The sequence below is a fragment of the Clostridium polyendosporum genome, from assembly GCF_018332455.1.
GTDB classification, from domain to species: Bacteria; Bacillota; Clostridia; order Clostridiales; family Clostridiaceae; genus Clostridium_AY; species Clostridium_AY polyendosporum.
Window position 1 is genome coordinate 35,456 of sequence record NZ_BOPZ01000022.1, and the last position, 20,508, is coordinate 55,963.

Sequence of the window (20,508 nt, forward strand, 5' to 3'; positions counted from 1 at the left end):
AGCCCCTTACTTCATTCTTCAAATATTAACTTTTTCTTGTTGTTCTAGTTATGGAATTAATCTGCTCTATAAAAATTCCTTTGACCTGAAATCATAAGGATCTATTCTTTTCAACATCCTAAGTTCCTCTTCAGAAGGTTCTGGTGTATATTTTATTTCATTATAGTTTACTTCAAATCCAGTATTCTCAATGACTTCATTTAAGGATGATGTTGGATGTATACTTTCTAACAAGAGCTTGCCCTCTTCGAACTTGAATATACATAAAGGAGTTACAATCTTCCACAGGTTTCCTCTTGTGGTTACAAAATCAACCTTCTCAACAAAAGTTCTTTTATCATGCTTGGTTCTCCATATAATCGCCTTCTTTGCTGTAGGTATAAGAACTGCACTTCCTGCTCCACCTGGTAATCTTACTTTAGGCTTATTATAATCTCCTATAACAGAGGCATTTACATTCCCATTGATATCAAATTGTACTCCACTTAGAAACGCAACATCTAGCTTCCCTCTCATGGATAAATCAAATACTTCTTCTAAGGAAAAAACTGCTTCTGCACCATTCCATAAATCTGCTCCTGCTGAAGAATAATACGCATCCTTTACTGTTTGAGGATTTACACCTCCAGAAATATTAAGGTGAACAAGATTTGGTGCATGCATACTTCTAGCAAGCATCATTGCAACCATTGGCAAATGTGAAGATACACCGTGGAATACCTTTTCCTCATCCTTAAGCAATCTTGCCATAGCGCAAGTCATAATATCACTGACTCTTAAAGTATTTTTATTAGCCACCCTCATTTATCTTAGCCTCCTGCTCACAAACCTTCTATCCTTTACTTCGTATGTTTTCACATACGAATCTATTTCATCAGGACTTTTTATGGATATAAACTTTGATAAAGCATTTTTATCAATATCATACTTTTTAGCACAAGAACAAGGAGCTGCTCCATTAGGTACATGAACTATAGCTTCAACTAAAAAATGTGGTATATCAACCATCTCAGCATTCATCTTCATTTTACTTTCAGGAGCAATCTGTTCCGTAGTGATTATAAGTTTTTGAGAGGCACGACTTATGAGTACATCATCAAATTTAGGACCATAAATCCTACAATTACCTTTAGCATCACATTCCTGTACATGTATTACTCCAATATCAGGAGTTATTGCCTTTACTAAAGCAACAGGTTCTTTACTAAAAGGATCCTCAACCATCTTAAAATAATCGTTGTAAGCAAGCAGGTCTCCATACATTAAGCCTTTAACTGGCATAAATTGTACTCCATATGCTGCCGCCCTTAAGGCACTTATTACTGTATAACAAGCATGCTCATTACTTTTGACATTCCCAGATTGAACTGCTTTTCTATAATGATTTGCCAATCCGTATTCAGTTTCATAACTTATAAAACCTGCATCAACACTTTCTACACACCCTGCAGCACATAAAAGGTCAACCTCATGAGCACCTGCAGTCTTTACAACCTTAAGTCTCTTTTTACCTTGTCTCACCAACTCACGGGTAAAAGCCATAGGTGCTCTATGTAACACATTTCCTCCGAAAGCTATAACATCTCCATCTGATACCAGTTTTACAGCATCTTCTAATCTCAATACTTTATCCTTCATATTTCTCACCACCATTATTTTGCTGCATTACATGCTATGTGCACTGCATCCCATACACCTGCAAAAGGAGGTGCGTAACATAAATCTGTCATACCTAAATCCATTGTAGTCATATTATTATGAATTGCTATAGCAAACATATCTATTCTTAGTACTGCACCTTTTTTGCCGATAGCCTGTGCACCAAGAATCCTGTTAGTTCTTGCTTCATAAATAAGTTTAATCCAAATAGGAGTTGGGTTTGGATAATAAGCAGGATGATCCTGTGCTTTTACAAACACAGTTTTATATTCAATAGCTAGCGCTTCTGCCTCATTCTCAGATAATCCTGTTCTAGCTAATTCATAATCTAAAACCTTAATTGCTGCACTTCCTAAAGCCCCCACATACTTTATATGTTTACCTAATATATTTTCACCTGCTAGCCTGCCACACTTGTTAGAGTTGGTTCCTAAGGGTATAAAGGAGTTCTCTTCTTTAATCTTGTTATATACCTCAGCACAGTCACCGGCTGAATATATGTCAGCTATATTAGTTTTCATCTCTCTATCAATTATAATGGCTCCGTTTCTTGCTAAAGCTATGCCCGCCCCTTTTAAAAAGTCTGTAGCTGGTCTTACCCCAATTGCAAGAATAACTAGATCCGCTTCATATATTCCTTTATTAGTTCTTATACCAGTAACTCTATCTAAGCCAACAATCTCTTCAACTTTTTCAATTAAATTAAGATGAATTCCTTGCTGTATCATATTTGTAGCAACCATTTCAGTTATTTCGCTATCAAAAGGCTGTAGTATCCTTGGAGCTAACTCAATAACTCTTACATTCTTACCAGCATTATGCAATGCCTCTGCTACCTCTATACCTATGTAGCCACCACCAACGATTGCTATATTCCTTATCTCTGGATTTTCTAATGCTTTTCTAAGCGCTATTCCATCATCTAGGGTTTTCAGCACATAGACCCCATTAAGATTTTTCCCCTTTAAAGGAGGTACTACTGGCACAGTACCAGTAGTAATCATAAGCTTATCGTAAGAATCTATAAATAACCTATTAGCTTCTAAGTCCCTAACTAGGATTTGCTTTTTTTCAGGTACTACCTTTACAACCTCATGCCTAGTATTAATCTTCATTCCTACCTTTTCAAATTCTTCCTTGGTTCTTGCTATCATTTTAGTGTAGTCATCATTGATGCCAGCTATATAATAAGGAAGTCCGCAAGCTCCATAGGATAAAAAGGAACCTTTTTCATAAACTACAACTTCTGCACTACTATCAATTCTTTTTATCTTTGAAGCAGCAGACATACCCGCAGCTACTCCACCTATGATAATAACCTTCATACGTACCCCCTCTTCCATAACTATAGTGTTTTACCAATCTAGCAGAAGACTCCATTCCTAAATTGTGGGTTCATTATCAATTATCCCTACTACAATAGAATCTACTGGTGCCTTTCTATCAAGTGCATATTTGGTTGCTTCTCCCTGGGTTATAAGCACTAATTCTCCTACGCCTGCACCTATTACGTCTGCAGCTATAAAATAATCTTTCTTTTCTCCATAATAAGGTTCCACTACCAACAGTTTTAGTCCCTGAAGACTATCATATTTACGAGAGGATACTACATTACTAACGACTCTTCCGATAATCATTGCTTAACCCTCCATATTATTTAAGTATTTCTAGCATGTCCCCATTTTTAATAAGGAAAGCATTTGAATCATCCACATCTATATGCATATCCAAGGCAAAATCTTTTTGAACTCTTACAAATACGTTATCTAATATCCCTCCACGGATACTATCTACTTTTACACAAACTTTCTGACCATCACTTACCCCAAAATTTACTGCATCCTCAGGTGTCATATGTATATGACGTTCGACTACTATGCAACCTCTTTTAAGATTTAGTATTCCCTTAGGACCTACTATCACTAAACCTGGAGTACCTTCATGATTGCCACTATTTCTTACTATTGGTTCGATTCCTAGAACTCTTGCATCGGTAGCACTTATCTCTACTTGAGTTTCTTCTCTTAAGGGTCCCAATACTCTTACATTATCAATTCTACCTCTAGAACCAACAAGTGTTACCTTTTCTTCAGCTGCAAACTGCCCTGGCTGAGAAATATCCTTAACCTTGGTCAGTTCATAACCAATCCCAAATAAGAGGTCTAGATGTTCTCTATTAAGATGTAAATGTCTTGCAGATATGCTCACCGGAACCTTATTTCTTTCCTTTTGAAGTTTAAACCCTAGTGAAGTTACTTCTTTAAGTACTAATTCTGTTATATAATTGATTGTCTCTTTTGTTTGTAAATTATCCATTAATTATCACCGTATTATTTTAATATCGGTAGAATTTTCTCTATATCACTATGAGGTCTTGCAATTACATGAGAAGCCACAAGTTCTCCAACACGTTGAGCTGCGTCAATACCAACTTCTATAGCTGCCTTTACAGCTCCTACATCTCCTTTAACTATTACAGTAACAAGACCAGATCCGATTTTTTCAGTTCCTACTACTTCTACATTAGCTGCTTTAAGCATAGCGTCTGTAGCTTCTATCGCTGCTGTTAATCCTCTAGTTTCAATTATTCCTAATGATCCATTCATTTTTATATCCTCCCTGCTTAAATTAATTATTTATTTAGAATAGGCAAAATCTTTTCGATGTCAGAATGAGGTCTTGGTATAACATGTGAAGCTACTAACTCCCCAACTCTTTGTACTGCATCAATACCAACTTCTACAGCAGCCTTTACAGCTCCAACTTCCCCCTTAACTATTACAGTAACAAGGCCAGATCCTATCTTTTCAGTTCCTACTACTTGTACATCAGCAGCCTTAAGCATAGCGTCTGCCGCCTCTATTGCAGCTGTCAATCCTCTAGTTTCAATTATTCCCAATGAACTCATGTTATTCTTCCTCCTTTATACTATCCTTTTTTAGATCTTTATTACTTCTTTTCTTTTTTGTGGTTTCTTTACTTACTATAAACTTCATTATTTCTTCGTGTGGTCGTGAGATAGTTAATGCCATCTTAAGAAGCTCCTCTCTACCTTCACACACAAGTTTTGCAGCATCTATTGCTGCATTTACATTGCTAATGGAACCACCTATTATAGTAGTTACTAATCTACCACCAAGAGTCTTTTCACTGGCTAAGAGCTTTACATCTGAAGCCTTACACATAGCATCAATTAATTGTAAAGCGGTAGTAAAATGTTTAGCTTCGACTATTCCTATAGCCTCATATTCCTTCATTTACACCATCTCCATTTTGTTCACCTGTGGCTTGTTTATCTGAATCCTTTAATTTGAAATCTTTATTTAACTCAAATAAAGGCTTTGCAATTGAATGTACCGCAATTAACTCACCTGTACTTTGTGCTGCTTCTGCACCTACTTCTAGTGCTATCTTTACAGATTCGATGTCTCCCTCAAATATTGTAGACACTAACCCTGAACCTATACGTTCCATACTAATCACATTTATATAAGCCATCTTTACCATCATATCTGCGGCTCTCAGTGCAGCAGTGTATCCTAAGGTTTCTATAATTCCAATAGATTTGCCCATGTCTGTCACCTCAAAGTCTCATTAAATTTGCTTATTTTTTACCTTGCCAACATTAAGAAGTATTTCAAGTTCCTCATGACAAGAAGCTATACATCTAGTGACTATCTCTTCATTTGGAATATACTTTAATGCAGCTTCTCTAGCTACCTCTAAAGCAACTTTTACATCACTGACGCTTCCTACAAACTTTACCTGAACAACCACTGGGATATGAGCATTATCTCCTGCTTTGGGATTATTGCAATCTATAGCTTTTATTTCAATATCTGCTGACTTACAAGCTTTATCCATAACCGCTAAAGCCACACTATACCCTTGAACTTCTAATAAACCTAAAGCCTTTTTTTTCATAATTTCCACCTATAATTATATTATTCTAAGTCCGCCTTCAGCAAATACGCATCTGCGTTTTCTAGTAAAGTTCTTTGCAGAAATTAACCCTTCTCCTGTTGGTCCTGCAATAGACATCGTAGTATAACCCTCACCTTCTGCACCAACACCTGCTAAAGATGAAGCGTTATTTACAAAAATCGTTGTTTCTATAGCTCTTGCAAACTTAGTAACATTATCTATATTTTTTGAATGTATAATGGCTGTATGTCTGTTTCCATGTTCAACTTCCACTGCCATATCTATTGCGTCATCTATATCTCTCACTCTTACTATAGGTAAAATAGGCATCATTTGTTCTAGTTGTACAAAAGGATGATTGAAGTCAGTTTCAAAGATTAACAGTTCTATTTGTTTGTCAACTTCTATACCAACCTTCTCTAGGAAAAGTCTTGCATCCTTTCCTACCCATTCTTTTGAAATATGATAATCTATCTTATTACTTAGAGAACAACCACAACCTCTTGCAGTGCTATTGGTATCTCCTTCAAGTGCAAACTGCATTATTAACTCCAATTCCCTATTTGATAGCATGTATGCACCGTTATTAAGCATATGGAATATTAATTCTTCTGCAACTTCATCTACAACAAAGACTTCTTTTTCTGCTATACATAATATGTTGTTATCAAAAGAAGCACCCTTTATTATTTCTTTTGCCGCATGCTCTAAATCTGCTGTCTCATCAACTATAACTGGAGGGTTACCAGCACCTGCTCCTATTGCCTTTTTTCCAGACTTAAGTATTGTCTTTACTAATCCCGATCCCCCAGTTCCAACTAGCATCCTCACCTTAGGATGGCTTATTAAAGTATTAAGTGTTTCCATTGTCGGAATTCTTACCATATTAATTAAATTTGGAGGGCCTCCTGCTTGAATTATTGCATCATTTAGAAGTTCTACTATGTATACACAAGAATTCTTTGATGAAGGGTGTACATTAAACACTACAGTATTTCCAGCTGCTATCATCCCTATAGAATTATTTATTATGGATTCAGTTGGATTTGTAACTGGAGTAACAGCACCTATTACACCAAATGGTCCTTGCTCAACTATAGTTAATCCGTCGTCCCCTGAGAAAGCTTCTGTCTTTAAATCTTCAGTTCCTGGTGTCTTTGCAGCAACCAACTCAAGTTTTGCAATCTTATGATTATACCTTCCTAGTCTTGTTTCCTCAAAAACTATTTCAGCTAACTTTTCTTTATTTTTAAGGACAACCTTTCTAATAGCATCTATTATACGTTCTCTGTCTTGTAATTTGAAATTCCTAGACAAATCCTTTTGAGCTTTATCTGCCGCCTCTATAGCTTCATCTATATCTTCAAAAATACCATTTCTAACAGGAAGCTTACTATAAAGAACAGAATCCTCTCTTATTAAATCACTACTAGAAGGTATCTTTATTTCCTTTAAAGACTCTATTTTATTATCATTAACTTTCTCTTGAGCTACACTTAACTCCTGAACTTTAGAAATATTTTTTACTACCTCTTCTACAATACGCTGCAAGTCTATTTCAGTTATATTTACGCTCAAAAAATCCACCTCCTATAAATTTAATTTCTTTATTACCTGCTCTGTTACTTTTGCTACTATAGCTTTTATAGCCTCATCTTTAATACTATTACTTTCTTCTTTTACGTCCTTTTCTTCATCAATTCTACAGGGTGGAATACCCCCACTTTCTATACCTAGTTTTTCTCTTATCTTTATTAGTTCACTAACTTGATTACAACTTAACTCGTTAGATTGATTTATAATTTTACCTGTATACATGAGTATTTGGGCATAGTGCTCTAAAGATTCCATTCTATGATAAGCCTCTATAGCATCACTTCCCCATGTTAAAGCTCCATGATTTGCCAAAAGCACAGCGTTATAATCTCTACAATAAGGTGCTACTGAATCTGGTACTTCTTCAGTCCCCGGAGTAGCATAATGTGCTACCGGTACTGTTCCAAGCAGTACTACTGCTTCAGGCAGAACTGCTTTATCTAATTGAATTCCTGCTATTGCAAAAGAAGTTGCAACTGGTGGATGAGCATGAACAACTGAATTTACTTTTGGGTTTTCATCGTATACTCTAAGATGCATCTTAACTTCGGAAGATGGTTTATTCTTTCCATAAATTACATTACCTTTTAAATCCATTTTCACAAGCATATCTGGAGTCATAAATCCCTTGCTTACCCCTGTGGGAGTGCACCATATGATGTTAGGTCCACACTTTACAGAAATATTCCCATCGTTGGCAGCTACATATCCTCTGTTATACATCCTTTTTCCTATTTCACATATTATCTTCTTTGCTTCAAAATCAGAGTAATATTTACCTTCCGCCATTTGTTATCTCCTCTCTTATTTCCTGTCATTTCACGAAGTGAAATCTGGCTCAAGCTATAGATAGACAACTTCTTAACTGAATTTTTTTAGGATTGAAGTTGTTTATCTTTAGTACACTCGATGCCTGCTCGGTTTTATTAATTTTATATAAAATTAATTATCTTCTATAATATTAACGGTCTAAGTAATTCCGTTGTACTTGGACCTTTATATACCATTATAACAAAAAACTACTAAAAAAGTTCAGCAAGACTCTTAGTATATGGTGGATAAGCTATCCCTTTCTCTGTTACAATTGCGGTGATTAGTATATTATCAGTAACATCAAAACAAGGGTTGTACACTTCAACACCTTCTGGTGCCATTGGTTTTTCATACCACTTAGAAGTTACCTCTTCATTTGACCTTAATTCTATGTGTATATCTTCACCAGTACTACATTTTAAATCAATTGTAGATAAAGGTGCACAAACATAGAATGGTATTCTATAATGCTTAGCTAAGATTGCAACACCTGAAGTTCCAATTTTATTAGCAGTATCTCCATTAGCTGCTACTCTGTCACAACCAACTAAAACTGCTTGAATTCTCCCTTCCTTCATAACAATAGATGCCATGTTGTCACATATCAACGTAACATCTATCCCTGCTTCATTAAGCTCCCAAGCAGTTAGCCTCGCTCCTTGAAGTAAAGGTCTTGTTTCATCTGCATATACCTTAAATTCATAGCCGCGTTCCTTACCAAGATAAATTGGTGCTAATGCAGTTCCATATTTAGCTGTGGCTATTGCACCTGCATTACAGTGAGTTAATATCCCCATACCACTCTCTAGAAGTGATAGTGCATTCTCTCCTATACTCTTACAAACCATCTCATCTTCAATTCTTATAGTATCAGCTTCATCTTTTAATGCATTCTTAATTTCATCTACAGTTTTTCCTTCTTCTGCTTTAAATCTGGTTTCCATACGATCAAGAGCCCAAAAAAGATTTACTGCTGTAGGTCTTGAAGAAGCCAAATATTCTTTGACCTTTTTCAAATCCTCGTATAATTGTTCATAACTTTCTGCCTTAGATTCTTTTATTCCAAGGTAAGCACCATAAGCTGCTGCAATTCCAATAGCAGGTGCTCCTCTTACTCTTAAAGAATATATAGCTTCCCATATTTGATTTTGATTAGTTAACCTTAAAAATATCTTTTCATTAGGAAGTAATGTTTGGTCTAATATTATTAGTGTGCTGTTCTCATCATCCAACATTACAGACTGAATATCACTATTATCGAATTGCCTATTCTCTAACATATTGCTCTTCCTCTCTTATCTCTTCAAGGATTCTATTAAATCTAAGTAATTCTTACCATCCGTTATTTTATCTCTATTCATAATAAGTTCTTTTCCAAATACTAAGCAGAATCTTTCAGCAGCAGCTCTTTCTACAGCATCCTGGATAGTTGTTATGTCTTTAACATGAGCTAAACCTATAACCCTTCTACAAAGCTCTAACCCTGTTACTGCTGCAGTATCACTTAATATTCTATCTAGATAATACTCTTTAAAACCTTCATATTTCGCTACTCTCTCGCTTACTTTTTCATTCCACAGTTTATTGAATTTATATTTGAATATATCAATTAAATTTAAAATCGATTCCTTCAACCATGCTAAGTAATCTTCTTTTTCTTGTCCATCATTCATTGTGGCTTCAGCATTCACCAATGCAAACACAAAGTGGGCTATAACATTACCAACATCATAGCCAGCGGGGCCATAGAAGGCAAATTCAGGATCTATAACCTTTGTTGAGTTTTCTTTTACGAATATTGAACCACTATGGAGATCTCCATGTATAAGACATTGAGCATTTGTCATAAAATCAAACTTTAATTTTGCAGTCTCTAACAAGAACTTCTCATCATTCCAAAATAGTTCCTCAGCTAACTTCTCTGTTGGTTCAAATACATCATTTCTTGAACAGTCAAAGAATGGTTCAGTATAAACTAAATCCTCAGATATCTCAGAAAGCTCAGGATTTATAAAATTCTTAACAAGCTCCTTCTTTTCCTTATGTTCCATAACAACATCTGAAGTAAGGAGAAGTGTGTTAACCATGTAAGTAGTTATATGATCTATTAATAAAGGAAACTTCTTATGCTGCAAAAGTGCTGTACGTAGTATTATGTGATCAGATAGATCTTCCATAACACAGCAATTCATAATAGCATCATGATGATAAACCTTAGGTACTAAGCCTGGTGCAAGAGAATGTTGAATCTTTAAAATTTCACTTTCTATTCTGTTACGATCTGGCGAAACCTTAAATTCATCTGAAATTCTAGCTACTGGACCAGCTTGTTTTATTATTATGGACTTTTCATTTTTCTCATCAACCACTCTAAATACATAGTTAAGATTTCCATCCCCAATTTCTTTGCAAGTTAAAACTGAATCTTTATCAAAGAAATCTAAGACATCCTTAGCATATTCTACGACGTCACTTTCTTTCATTGTAAAATATTCTTTAGTAAAATCTAGCTTTGACATAATACCCCCCCTAATTACCAACTTTTTTTCTTAAACCCTTTATTTAACTATAAACTTGTAGATCTATAATAAGTTAATGCAAGTGCAAAAGCTAAAACCATACCCTTAACTATATCCATAGCATAATACGGAACTGAAAGCATAACTAAACCATTTTGTAGTACACCTATTAGAATAGCACCTACTAGTGTACCAACTGCATTGGCCTTCCCAGAGCCAGCTACTGAGAATCCTATATAAGTAGCAGCTACAGCATCCATTAAATATGGTGCTCCAGCATTTATTTCTGAAGTCATTACACGTGAACCAAGTATGATTCCACCTATTGCAGCAAATACTGCTGAAAGTAAATATGCTAGTACTCTATATCTATTAACAGGAATACCTGATAATCTAGCAGCTTCCATATTACCTCCGATTACATACATGTATCTTCCATGCTTTGTATATGTAAGAAATACATGTACTATAAAAACAACTACTAACATTATTATTATTATCCATGGCACCTTACCAAGTTGTTCAAATGCCGGACTTATCTTACCTGATGCTGTTTCTCCATTAGGCATAACCATATTCTGAGATATAACTGCACCTTTTGTATAAGTTAAAGCAATTCCTTGGAATACAAACATCGTTGCAAGTGTCATAAGCATATCTGGAATTTTTACTTTGACAATCATAAATGAGTTAATCCCACCAGCTATTAAAGCTGCTAATATAGCTGCTGCTATAGCCAAAAAGGTACTATGGCCATACCATACAAACATCGAAATTACAATAGCCACAGATATGGAAGCTACTGACCCTACTGAAAGGTCAAATCCTCCTATCGATAGAGAAATCGTTATTCCAATAGCTATAATAGTTACAATTGATATTGAACGTAAAATATTTATTAAATTAGCTTGAGTTAAAAACCTGTCTGAAGTAACAGCAAAAAATACTATAAGAATAAAAATGGTTAGGATTGTGCCATATTTATATAAGAAATCAAATATACTGAAGCTGTTATTTCTTTTAGTTCTTATTTGCTCATGATTTAACATGATTACTTTCCTCCTGTAGAATAATATAGTATTTCTTCTTCATTGGTCTTATCTGTTTCAAGTTCTTTAACTATCTTTCCATCGTACATAACATAAACCCTATCGGTTATACCGAGTATCTCAGAAATTTCACAGGAGGCGTATATTATTGCCTTCCCTGCTTTCGCTAGATTACAAATGAGTTCAAATATATCTTTTTTAGCCCCAACGTCTACCCCTTTGGTAGGCTCATCAAAAATATAAACCTTAGAATCAGTTACTAACCACTTACCAATAGCTACCTTCTGCTGATTTCCTCCCGAAAGATTCTTGACCTTAGTCTCATGACTAGGTGCTTTAATTCCTAAACTATTAATCATTTCTTTTGATATTTTTTTCTCACTACCAAAATTCAGAAATGTACCAACATTACAGAATTTCTTAAGATTTGTGACTGTTAAATTTATACTAACGGATTCATTTACTAAAATCCCTTCTTTTCTTCTTTCTTCAGGTACAAGAGCTATAGCGTGTCTTACTGCATCATATGGAGTTTTAATAGAAAGCACCTTGTTTTCTAACACTCTTTCTCCAGTTACATTAGATGTTACTCCAAATACTGCTTTACATAATTCTGTTTTACCTGCACCTACCAAACCTGATATACCTACTATCTCACCAGCATTAACATGAAATGTAATATCAGACACCATCTGTCCGTCACTTAAATTTCTTGCTTCAAATAGTCTTTCACCAACTTTGTTTTCCTTTAATGGAAATTGCTCGTCCATCTTTCTGCCTAACATGTACTCTACTATCTCATTCTGATTTGTATCCTTCATACTCTTTTTTACAATAAATTCTCCATCTCTCATTACTGTTATGTCATCACATACCTCAAAAAGCTCTGATAATCTATGAGAAATGAAAATTACGCCAACATTTTTTTTCTTTAATTCTCTTACTATTCTAAAAAGCTCTTCTGTTTCAACATTGCTTAATGGCGCAGTAGGTTCATCTAATATTAAGAATTTACAATCCTTAAATATAGCCCTAGCTATTAACACCATTTGTTTTTCTGCTAAAGTAAGTTCACTTACCAGCTTTTTAGAAGAAACCTTTACATTCATACTATCTAGTATTTCTTGAGATCTTTTATAAATAGAACCCCAATTAACAAAATGAGTCTTTTTTCCTAAATCAACTATATCATTAAGCATTATATTCTCAGCCACAGTAAGATAATGAATGAGAGCAGTATCAACCTCTTGACACACAACTTGTACACCATACTGTTTTGCTTCCTTTGGAGATCGTATTTGCGCCCTATCTCCATTAAAATAAATTTCTCCTGTGTAATTATTATAAGCGCCTGTTAAAACCTTCATTAATGTAGATTTACCGGCACCATTAGCTCCAATCAGAGCATGTGATATTCCTGATTGTGTTGAGAAATTAACGTTTTTTAGTGCCTTTACTCCAGGAAATTCTATAGAAATGTCATTCATATCTAATACTACTTTTTCTATTAAGTCCATTTATCTCACCTTACTCTAGGATAATTTACAGAGAGCACATATTAAATGTGCTCTCTGTATAAAAATCAATACTTATTTCTTAAATATTCCTTTCAATTCAGTCATCCAAGGCTCTTGGAATGCATCTGACTTACCCCATCCTTGTACTATCTCTGAAAGGTTATCCATATTAACTGGTTTTCCTGAAGATTTAAGCTGCTCTTGTGTAATCAAAGTAGCTTCAAATTTATATGTTTCTGGAGTTTCTTCTCCAGCAATCTTTTTAGCTAAAATTCTTAAATCTACAGCGCCTATAAGCTTAGGATCGCATGCAGCAGTTCCAATCCATGGACTTCCTTCTTCCTGAATCGCTTGAAGATCTGCATTTGAAACATCTATACTAACAAGCTTAACATCTGTTCTACCAGCTTCTTTAATAGCACGGGCTGCACCAATAGCGAAAGCATCCCACGTAGCAAAAATTGTGTCTAACTGACCTTTTGGATATTTAGTAAGCATTGCAGAAACAGCGTTTTGTGTTTGTACTGAAGTATCTGCAGTAGCCACTCCAAAACGATCTATCTCCTTTATTCCAGGGTTATCCTTTAACAATTGTTGGTAAACCTTATTTCTGCTCACCATTGGTGGAAAACCATCAACCCAAAGGTAAGCCATTTTTGCCTGCCCTAAAGTTACCTTTTTTAATTCTTCTAGTGATAGCTTAGCTAAGGATTCATCATTTTGTGACGTGATTGTAACTCCCTTTATTTTTGAGATGTCACTATTAGAGTCAAACGTTACTACTGGAATACCCTTATCTGTCAACTTTTTAACATCATCTACAGTTGCAGCATCATCACCATGTGAAATAATAACCCCGTCATAGTTCTTTTCTATAGCTTGATTTATTGCATCATGGAATTTAGCTGTATCCCCATTAGCGGTAAAGGTATCAACCTTGAAGCCTAAAGATTCACCTTCATTCTTAGCACCTGCTAAGTACTGAGCAGTATGATCATCTCCGCCTATCTTACGGATAACCATAACTTTTACTTTATCTGACTTCTTAGAAATCTTTTCTGGAATATTCTTAGAATACTCTACTTTTTTTCCACTCGTACTTGCAGTAGAACTAGAATCTTTTGAACAACCTGTAAGTCCAACTAATAATGACATTGAAATAGCTAGTGTAAGAGTTAAAAGTCTTTTCCCCATATTCTCCCCCTTATACCTTCGTCTTTATTACATTATGAATTATTTTTAATTGCGTTATGAAGTGCTTGATCTAAATCTTCTATAAGATCTCTTGCATCCTCTATTCCTATAGAAAGTCTAATCATATCAGGAGTTACTCCTGCTTTTAACTGTTCATCTTCATTTAATTGTGCATGAGTAGTACTTGCAGGATGGATTACTAATGATTTTGCATCCCCTACATTTGCAAGTAATGAGAAAAGTTCTAGGTTTCTAATAAATTCTCTTCCTTCTTTTACTCCACCCTTTATTCCAAAAGTAAAAATAGAACCTGGTCCATTTGGGAAATACTTCTTGGATAATTCATAATACTTGCTATCCTCTAATTCAGGGTAATTTACCCAAGAAACTAATGGATGTGATTTTAAAAACTCAACAATTTGTCTTGTATTTGAAACATGTTTTTGAATTCTAAGAGATAATGTTTCCAACCCTTGAAGTAACAAGAATGAATTAAATGGACTTATAGCTGCTCCAGTATCTCTAAGTAACTGCACCCTTGCCTTTAAGATATATGCAAGAGGTCCTAAATCTTGTGCATATCTAATGCCGTGATAACTTGGATCAGGTGTTGTAAAATCTTTAAACCTACCACTAGCTGCCCAATCAAATTTACCTGCATCTACAATAACTCCTCCGATAGAAGTTCCATGTCCGCCTATAAATTTTGTTGCAGAGTGTACAACTATATCTGCTCCGAAATCTATTGGTCTAAATAGATAAGGAGTTCCAAATGTATTATCTACAATTAAAGGAAGTTTATTTTCATGTGCTATATTAGCTAAAGCTTCTATATCAATAAGATTAACTCCTGGATTTCCTATTGATTCAATGTATATCGCTTTTGTTTTAGGCGTAATTGCTTTTCTAAAGTTTTCCAAATCATCAGGATTAACAAAAGTAGTTTGTATCCCAAGTTTAGGAAGAGTTATTGCAAATAAATTATAAGTTCCTCCATATAGCGTACTTGCAGCTACTATTTCATCTCCAGCTCCTGCTATATTCAAAATTGAATAAGTAATAGCTGCTGAACCAGATGCTACACTTAATGCTCCTACACCGCCCTCAAGAGCTGCTATTCTCTTTTCAAAAACATCATTAGTAGGGTTCATAATTCTAGTGTATATATTTCCTGATTCTTTTAATGCAAATAAATCAGCTGCGTGTTCTGGACTATTAAAAACATAGGATGTTGTTTGATAAATCGGAACTGCTCTTGATCCTGTAGATGGATCTACCTCCTGACCTGCATGAACTTGAAGTGTGTCAAATCTCAACTCTTTTTTACTCATTTTATTTATCTCCTTTCAACCTGTTGTGTTTTATTAAAATTTACACATAAAAATATTTGCTCACGTATACCTATTAATCTTATACAATTAGTAGGATTAATTGTTAATAGATTACCATGTCTTTCCCAGGATGTCAACAAAAAGTAGATTTTATGAATTTATTTATCTATATCATCAGCTAGTATTTCCAATTCAATAGACTTTTACTACCAAAGTATACTAATTTTATTTATATAAATCAAATTGAATATGCATAGAGTCTACTTAATTTGATCGAGATTTCACTTTGTGAAATGACAACAAATAAAAATGATAAGAACCTGGTTTTATCTATATTTTACTAGTGAGATGGCAGCAAATAAAAAAGAAGAGTATCCCCAAGTAAATCCATACTTTTTGGAGATAACCCTCTAATCTTTATTTTATAGTATAGCGTCCTTGAAACTCTTAACTAGATTTCTTAAATCAACAATGGTTGCTTCACCTTTTCCGATTTCCTCAACCTTCTTAACTAAAACTGATCCTATAATTATTCCATCCGCAAAAACTGAAAACTCTTTTGCCTTTTCTACATCTCCTATCCCAAATCCTAAACAAAGAGGTAGAGTAGTATTTTTTCTTATCTTTTCGATATACTTTCTTAAATCAATAGAGAATTCACTTCTTACGCCTGTAACACCTAAAGAAGTTACACAATATACAAAGCCACTAGCATCATCTACTATATTTTTTATTCTCTCCTCAGAAGTAGGAGCTACAAGAGGTATAAGTGACATATTCACTTTCTTAAGATCTGCCTTTAGCACTTCCTGCTCCTCTAAAGGTAAATCAGGAATAATAAGCCCATCTATTCCACAAGCAGCACACTTCTCTATGAACTTTTCTTCTCCATATGCGAATATGGTGTTGTAGTAAACAAGAAATACTAAAGGTGTACTTACTTCCTTTCTTATATCCTTTAATGTATCAAAAAGTTTATCAACAGAGAATCCGTTCTTAAGTGCTCTTTGAGCTGCCTTTTGAATTACAGGACCATCTGCTAAAGGATCTGAAAAAGGAACTCCTATCTCAATTACGTCTGCTCCACCATCTTCCATTGCTTTAAGCAAGCTTTTTAAAAAGTCAAGGTTAGGATCTCCAGCTGTAATATATCCTATAAGTCCTTTTTTATTTTCTTCTCTTAAACCACTAAATGTTTTTTCCATTCTATTTTCCATAATCTTAGCCCCCTCTTTAAGTATCTTTACTTCTACTAAATATTTTTCATCCCCATGAATTCAGCTACTTGATGAACGTCCTTATCTCCTCTTCCTGAAAGATTAATTACTACTATATTATCCTTTGGAAGATTATTTGCAAATTTCATTGCATATGCAACAGCATGAGAACTTTCTAACGCAGGTATTATACCTTCACATTGTGATAACACTTTAAAAGCATCTAATGCCTCATCATCTGTTACACTTTCATATTTAACTCTTTCTGTCTCATGAAAATATGCATGTTCTGGTCCAATTCCTGGGTAGTCTAGCCCTGCTGATATTGAGTAAGGCTCCATTACTTGACCATCCTCATCCTGAAGAAGGTATGTTTTCATTCCATGTATAATTCCTATTGTTCCTTTAGCAAAAGTTGCAGCATGAAGTTTAGTGTCTATACCCTTTCCAGCAGCTTCAACACCTATAAGCTTCACTTCTTTATCTTCTACGAATGGGTAGAACATTCCCATTGCATTACTTCCTCCCCCAACACAAGCTATAATGTAGTCAGGAAGTCTTCCTTCATGATCAAGAATTTGTTCCTTAGTTTCCTCTCCTATAACTTTTTGGAATTCTCTAACCATTACAGGATATGGATGCGGTCCTACTACTGAACCAATTATATAGTAAGTATCTTCAATATTTTGTACCCAGTATCTTATAGCTTCATTTGTAGCATCCTTAAGAGTTGCTGTTCCTGATTTTACACTAATAACTTTAGCACCAAGAAGCTCCATACGGAAAACATTAAGTTTTTGTCTCTTAACATCTTCCTCTCCCATAAATACTTCACATTCCATACCAAACATAGCTGCTACTGTTGCTGTTGCAACACCATGCTGTCCAGCTCCAGTTTCTGCAATAATTTTTTTCTTTCCCATTCTCTTTGCAAGAAGAGCCTGACCTAAAGCGTTATTTATCTTGTGAGCACCTGTATGATTTAAATCTTCTCTTTTTAAATAAATCTTTGCTCCTCCAAGTTTTTCTGTTAGATTCTTTGCATAATAAAGTGGAGTACTTCTACCATCAAACTCTTTTAAATAGTATTTATACTCTTTATGAAACTCTTCATCCTTCATTGCCTCTGTAAAATGTTCTTCTAACTCTATAAGTGCATTCATAACTGTTTCTGGTACATATTGACCACCAAATTGTCCAAACTTTGCTTTGCTATTAATTATCATAACCTTTCACCTTCCTAACAAATTCTATTATCTTGTTTCTATCTTTTTTACCATCTGTTTCAACACCACTGCTCACATCAATTACATGTGGTTTATAGCTTAGTGCCTTATCAACATTAGGGATGTTAATTCCTCCAGCCAATATCCACTTATTTTTAAATTCGTAATCCTTTAGGTAGTCCCAGCAGAAGCTTTCTCCACTACCGCCAGCCATATTAGGGCTATAGGTATCTAGAAGAATACCTGCATTATTGTAACTACTTTCTTTCAATAAATCTTCCTTGCTTTTTATTGAAATACTTTTCCACAACTCACACCCTAAATCTAAATAATCATCAGGGTTTTCACTACCGTGAAGCTGAATTACATCTAACTTACATGCTTCCTTTGCCTGCTTTATGAATTCATAGTCTTCATTAACAAAGACACCTACTTTTTTTATTCCTGGCTTTAGATCTCTACATAGGTTTTCTGCTTCTTCTATAGATACTCTTCTCTTACTTTTGGCAAATACAAAACCTATATAGTGAGGCATAACTTCATTTACTGCCTCTATATCCTCTTTTCTTCTTATCCCGCATATCTTAACCTCTGTCATAACCTCTAAGCTCCTTAACTTTGGTTGGAATATTTTCTGCAATCATAAGGCTTTCTCCTATTAAAGCACCATTTGCTCCAATGGATTCAATATATCTGATATGCTCTCTTGTGTGTATACCACTTTCACTTATGATATAATTATCTTTTTCTATAACCTTCATTACCTTTTCAGTGTTTCTTATATCAACAGTAAAATCCTTAAGATTTCTATTATTTATACCTATTATTTTTGCTCCAACTTCTTGAGCTATCTTTGCTTCTTCTTCATCATGTACTTCAACTAAAGTGTCTATTTGTATAGATTGTGCTACAGAAATAAGATCCTTAAGCTCTTTTGGGTTAAGCATTGCTACTATCAAAAGAACACAATCTGCTCCAATAGTCTTAGCTTCATATATTTGATAAGGATCGAAAATAAAATCCTTTCTTAATATAGGCTTATCTGTTTGAAGTCTTGCCTTAACAATGTTTTGTGAAGAACCTTTAAAGTATCTTTCTTCTGTTAAAACAGATATTGCCTGCACTTGTGCTTCGTGATATTGCCTTGCTATTTTTTCAACATCTATATTAGGTGCTATATCCCCTTTAGAAGGTGACGCCTTCTTTATTTCTCCTATTATAAATAACTCTTTTGTATTCTTAAGAGTCTTTAGGAACAAGTTCCCCTCCCTGTCAACATCTTTAAGCTTACTCATAATTGTTGATAAAGAGCAACTTTCCTTTTCTCTTTCAAGCTGTTTCCTTCTCTCTTCAAAAATAGTATCTAAAATCATTATTTCACCCTCTCACAAAAACTTTTCCATTCATTAAGCTTTTTCATGGCTTTTCCTGAGTCTATTATCTCCTTAGCCATTTCAATTCCCTCATTCATATCCTTTGCTTTTTTACCAACTACTAAAGCTGCTGCTGCATTTAAAAGCACTATATCTCTCTTAGATCCATTTTCTCCATTAAATATATCAATGATTATTTGAGCATTTTTCTTTGAATCGCCTCCTATAACCTCACTCATATCAGAAGTTTTTAATCCAAAGTCTGAAGGATTTATAATATAAGTCTCTATCTCACCATCTCTAAGTTCACTTACCTGTGTATCTCCGCTCAAAGTTATCTCATCCATACCATCTAATCCATGAACTACCATTGCTCTTTCTGTACCAAGATTCTTAAGAACCTTTGCCAAACTTTCCGTAAGAGCTGGTGAAAATACTCCAAGAACCTGACCATTTGCTGATGCTGGATTGGTTAGTGGTCCAAGAATATTAAATATAGTTCTAATTCCCATTTCCCTTCTTGGAACTGCTGCATATTTCATAGCTGGATGGAAGGTTGGTGCAAATAAGAATCCTATATTTACTTCCTTTATACACTGATATACATCCTCTGGAGCCATAGAAATATTTACTCCTAATGTTTCTAGAACATCCGCACTTCCACAATTACTGGATACTGATCTATTTCCGTGCTTTACAACAGTTATCCCTGCTGCGGCTGCAATCATTGATACTGCTGTTGACACATTGAAAGTTCCTTTTTTATCTCCCCCTGTTCCACAGGTATCAATGGTAAATTCATCTATTTTCCCTAAAGGTATAACCTTACTTCTCATAACCCTAGCAGCTGCAGTGATCTCATCAACATTTTCCCCTTTTATTCTAAGTGCTGTAAGAAAACTTGCTATTTGACTGTTAGTAAGCTTCCCTTCCATAATATTATCCATAATAAGAGTCATCTCTTCTTCTGAAAGATTCTCTTTTACTATGAGTCTTTCAACATAATTATTAATCATATAAATAACCCCCTTTTTACTAATATACAAGCTTAATTCTTAATTAAATTATCAACTTGTGTATCTTATTTATA

23 protein-coding genes are annotated in these 20,508 nt (G+C 34.6%); all 23 read right to left on the bottom strand.

The window, feature by feature from the left end:
• Positions 1-66: 66 nt before the first annotated feature.
• The 23 genes from CPJCM30710_RS12330 to trpD all read right to left on the bottom strand — a co-directional run bounded on the left by CPJCM30710_RS12330 (position 67) and on the right by trpD (position 20,434).
• Positions 67-804: a CoA-transferase subunit beta gene (locus CPJCM30710_RS12330; protein ID WP_212904475.1), complete on the bottom strand. Its 738-nt coding sequence runs from the start codon at positions 802-804 to the stop codon at positions 67-69.
• A complete protein-coding gene (locus CPJCM30710_RS12335; RefSeq protein WP_212904476.1) occupies positions 805-1,638 on the bottom strand; it encodes a CoA transferase subunit A in 834 nt (277 codons plus the stop codon).
• A gap of 14 nt (positions 1,639-1,652) precedes the next feature.
• Positions 1,653-2,984, bottom strand: coding sequence for a CoA-disulfide reductase (locus CPJCM30710_RS12340; RefSeq protein ID WP_212904477.1), 1,332 nt, complete (start codon positions 2,982-2,984; stop codon positions 1,653-1,655).
• Positions 2,985-3,041: 57 nt separating this feature from the next.
• Positions 3,042-3,296 carry a EutN/CcmL family microcompartment protein gene (locus CPJCM30710_RS12345; protein ID WP_212904478.1) on the bottom strand — a complete coding sequence of 85 codons (255 nt, stop codon included), beginning with the start codon at positions 3,294-3,296 and terminating at the stop codon, positions 3,042-3,044.
• 16 nt (positions 3,297-3,312) lie between these two features.
• Positions 3,313-3,975, bottom strand: a complete 663-nt coding sequence (gene pduL, locus CPJCM30710_RS12350; protein ID WP_212904479.1) for a phosphate propanoyltransferase — start codon at positions 3,973-3,975, stop codon at positions 3,313-3,315.
• A gap of 14 nt (positions 3,976-3,989) precedes the next feature.
• Positions 3,990-4,265: a BMC domain-containing protein gene (locus CPJCM30710_RS12355; protein ID WP_212904480.1), complete on the bottom strand. Its 276-nt coding sequence runs from the start codon at positions 4,263-4,265 to the stop codon at positions 3,990-3,992.
• A 26-nt stretch (positions 4,266-4,291) separates the two neighbouring features.
• On the bottom strand, positions 4,292-4,567 hold the full coding sequence (locus CPJCM30710_RS12360) for a BMC domain-containing protein (protein ID WP_212904481.1): 276 nt from the start codon (positions 4,565-4,567) through the stop codon (positions 4,292-4,294).
• Between the two features lies 1 nt (position 4,568).
• Entirely contained in the window at positions 4,569-4,916 is a 348-nt protein-coding gene (locus CPJCM30710_RS12365) for a BMC domain-containing protein (RefSeq protein WP_212904482.1), read from the bottom strand.
• On the bottom strand, positions 4,903-5,232 hold the full coding sequence (locus CPJCM30710_RS12370; protein ID WP_212904483.1) for a BMC domain-containing protein: 330 nt from the start codon (positions 5,230-5,232) through the stop codon (positions 4,903-4,905). The genes CPJCM30710_RS12365 and CPJCM30710_RS12370 overlap by 14 nt, the downstream gene beginning before the upstream one ends.
• Before the next feature lie 21 nt (positions 5,233-5,253).
• Entirely contained in the window at positions 5,254-5,583 is a 330-nt protein-coding gene (locus CPJCM30710_RS12375; protein ID WP_212904484.1) for a BMC domain-containing protein, read from the bottom strand.
• A gap of 15 nt (positions 5,584-5,598) precedes the next feature.
• A complete protein-coding gene (locus tag CPJCM30710_RS12380) occupies positions 5,599-7,161 on the bottom strand; it encodes an aldehyde dehydrogenase family protein (protein ID WP_246503534.1) in 1,563 nt (520 codons plus the stop codon).
• Between the two features lie 12 nt (positions 7,162-7,173).
• Positions 7,174-7,968: a class II aldolase/adducin family protein gene (locus CPJCM30710_RS12385; RefSeq protein WP_212904485.1), complete on the bottom strand. Its 795-nt coding sequence runs from the start codon at positions 7,966-7,968 to the stop codon at positions 7,174-7,176.
• Between the two features lie 233 nt (positions 7,969-8,201).
• Complete coding sequence (gene mtnA / locus CPJCM30710_RS12390; RefSeq protein ID WP_212904486.1) at positions 8,202-9,272, bottom strand: S-methyl-5-thioribose-1-phosphate isomerase; 1,071 nt, start codon at positions 9,270-9,272, stop codon at positions 8,202-8,204.
• Between the two features lie 15 nt (positions 9,273-9,287).
• The gene (gene mtnK / locus CPJCM30710_RS12395; protein ID WP_212904487.1) at positions 9,288-10,511 is read right to left on the bottom strand and encodes an S-methyl-5-thioribose kinase; all 1,224 of its coding nucleotides are present in this window, start codon (positions 10,509-10,511) and stop codon (positions 9,288-9,290) included.
• A gap of 47 nt (positions 10,512-10,558) precedes the next feature.
• Entirely contained in the window at positions 10,559-11,560 is a 1,002-nt protein-coding gene (locus CPJCM30710_RS12400; RefSeq protein ID WP_212904488.1) for an ABC transporter permease, read from the bottom strand.
• A 2-nt stretch (positions 11,561-11,562) separates the two neighbouring features.
• Positions 11,563-13,077, bottom strand: a complete 1,515-nt coding sequence (locus tag CPJCM30710_RS12405; protein WP_407644992.1) for a sugar ABC transporter ATP-binding protein — start codon at positions 13,075-13,077, stop codon at positions 11,563-11,565.
• Positions 13,078-13,149: 72 nt separating this feature from the next.
• Positions 13,150-14,271, bottom strand: coding sequence for a sugar ABC transporter substrate-binding protein (locus CPJCM30710_RS12410; protein WP_212904489.1), 1,122 nt, complete (start codon positions 14,269-14,271; stop codon positions 13,150-13,152).
• Between the two features lie 32 nt (positions 14,272-14,303).
• On the bottom strand, positions 14,304-15,602 hold the full coding sequence (locus CPJCM30710_RS12415; protein ID WP_212904490.1) for a homocysteine synthase: 1,299 nt from the start codon (positions 15,600-15,602) through the stop codon (positions 14,304-14,306).
• Between the two features lie 422 nt (positions 15,603-16,024).
• Positions 16,025-16,819, bottom strand: coding sequence for a tryptophan synthase subunit alpha (gene trpA, locus CPJCM30710_RS12420; RefSeq protein ID WP_212904491.1), 795 nt, complete (start codon positions 16,817-16,819; stop codon positions 16,025-16,027).
• A gap of 35 nt (positions 16,820-16,854) precedes the next feature.
• Positions 16,855-18,045, bottom strand: coding sequence for a tryptophan synthase subunit beta (trpB, locus tag CPJCM30710_RS12425; RefSeq protein ID WP_212904492.1), 1,191 nt, complete (start codon positions 18,043-18,045; stop codon positions 16,855-16,857).
• A complete protein-coding gene (locus tag CPJCM30710_RS12430) occupies positions 18,035-18,643 on the bottom strand; it encodes a phosphoribosylanthranilate isomerase (protein ID WP_212904493.1) in 609 nt (202 codons plus the stop codon). Before CPJCM30710_RS12430 ends, trpB begins: the two co-directional genes overlap by 11 nt.
• Complete coding sequence (gene trpC, locus CPJCM30710_RS12435; protein WP_212904494.1) at positions 18,630-19,418, bottom strand: indole-3-glycerol phosphate synthase TrpC; 789 nt, start codon at positions 19,416-19,418, stop codon at positions 18,630-18,632. The genes CPJCM30710_RS12430 and trpC overlap by 14 nt, the downstream gene beginning before the upstream one ends.
• Entirely contained in the window at positions 19,418-20,434 is a 1,017-nt protein-coding gene (gene trpD, locus CPJCM30710_RS12440) for an anthranilate phosphoribosyltransferase (RefSeq protein ID WP_212904495.1), read from the bottom strand. The genes trpC and trpD overlap by 1 nt, the downstream gene beginning before the upstream one ends.
• Positions 20,435-20,508: the final 74 nt, after the last annotated feature.

What these genes read in the sequence shown, in the direction of transcription:
- CPJCM30710_RS12400 (WP_212904488.1), bottom strand. Translation starts at nt 11,560, where the DNA reads ATGTTAAATCATGAGCAAATAAGAACTAAAAGAAATAACAGCTTCAGT.
- trpA (WP_212904491.1), bottom strand. Translation starts at nt 16,819, where the DNA reads ATGGAAAATAGAATGGAAAAAACATTTAGTGGTTTAAGAGAAGAAAAT.
- trpC (WP_212904494.1), bottom strand. Translation starts at nt 19,418, where the DNA reads ATGATTTTAGATACTATTTTTGAAGAGAGAAGGAAACAGCTTGAAAGA.
- CPJCM30710_RS12385 (WP_212904485.1), bottom strand. Translation starts at nt 7,968, where the DNA reads ATGGCGGAAGGTAAATATTACTCTGATTTTGAAGCAAAGAAGATAATA.
- CPJCM30710_RS12360 (WP_212904481.1), bottom strand. Translation starts at nt 4,567, where the DNA reads ATGAGTTCATTGGGAATAATTGAAACTAGAGGATTGACAGCTGCAATA.
- trpD (WP_212904495.1), bottom strand. Translation starts at nt 20,434, where the DNA reads ATGATTAATAATTATGTTGAAAGACTCATAGTAAAAGAGAATCTTTCA.
- CPJCM30710_RS12335 (WP_212904476.1), bottom strand. Translation starts at nt 1,638, where the DNA reads ATGAAGGATAAAGTATTGAGATTAGAAGATGCTGTAAAACTGGTATCA.
- CPJCM30710_RS12355 (WP_212904480.1), bottom strand. Translation starts at nt 4,265, where the DNA reads ATGAATGGATCATTAGGAATAATTGAAACTAGAGGATTAACAGCAGCG.
- mtnK (WP_212904487.1), bottom strand. Translation starts at nt 10,511, where the DNA reads ATGTCAAAGCTAGATTTTACTAAAGAATATTTTACAATGAAAGAAAGT.
- CPJCM30710_RS12340 (WP_212904477.1), bottom strand. Translation starts at nt 2,984, where the DNA reads ATGAAGGTTATTATCATAGGTGGAGTAGCTGCGGGTATGTCTGCTGCT.
- CPJCM30710_RS12370 (WP_212904483.1), bottom strand. Translation starts at nt 5,232, where the DNA reads ATGGGCAAATCTATTGGAATTATAGAAACCTTAGGATACACTGCTGCA.
- CPJCM30710_RS12330 (WP_212904475.1), bottom strand. Translation starts at nt 804, where the DNA reads ATGAGGGTGGCTAATAAAAATACTTTAAGAGTCAGTGATATTATGACT.
- CPJCM30710_RS12430 (WP_212904493.1), bottom strand. Translation starts at nt 18,643, where the DNA reads ATGACAGAGGTTAAGATATGCGGGATAAGAAGAAAAGAGGATATAGAG.
- CPJCM30710_RS12410 (WP_212904489.1), bottom strand. Translation starts at nt 14,271, where the DNA reads ATGGGGAAAAGACTTTTAACTCTTACACTAGCTATTTCAATGTCATTA.
- mtnA (WP_212904486.1), bottom strand. Translation starts at nt 9,272, where the DNA reads ATGTTAGAGAATAGGCAATTCGATAATAGTGATATTCAGTCTGTAATG.
- CPJCM30710_RS12375 (WP_212904484.1), bottom strand. Translation starts at nt 5,583, where the DNA reads ATGAAAAAAAAGGCTTTAGGTTTATTAGAAGTTCAAGGGTATAGTGTG.
- CPJCM30710_RS12345 (WP_212904478.1), bottom strand. Translation starts at nt 3,296, where the DNA reads ATGATTATCGGAAGAGTCGTTAGTAATGTAGTATCCTCTCGTAAATAT.
- CPJCM30710_RS12405 (WP_407644992.1), bottom strand. Translation starts at nt 13,077, where the DNA reads ATGGACTTAATAGAAAAAGTAGTATTAGATATGAATGACATTTCTATA.
- CPJCM30710_RS12365 (WP_212904482.1), bottom strand. Translation starts at nt 4,916, where the DNA reads ATGAAGGAATATGAGGCTATAGGAATAGTCGAAGCTAAACATTTTACT.
- pduL (WP_212904479.1), bottom strand. Translation starts at nt 3,975, where the DNA reads ATGGATAATTTACAAACAAAAGAGACAATCAATTATATAACAGAATTA.
- trpB (WP_212904492.1), bottom strand. Translation starts at nt 18,045, where the DNA reads ATGATAATTAATAGCAAAGCAAAGTTTGGACAATTTGGTGGTCAATAT.
- CPJCM30710_RS12415 (WP_212904490.1), bottom strand. Translation starts at nt 15,602, where the DNA reads ATGAGTAAAAAAGAGTTGAGATTTGACACACTTCAAGTTCATGCAGGT.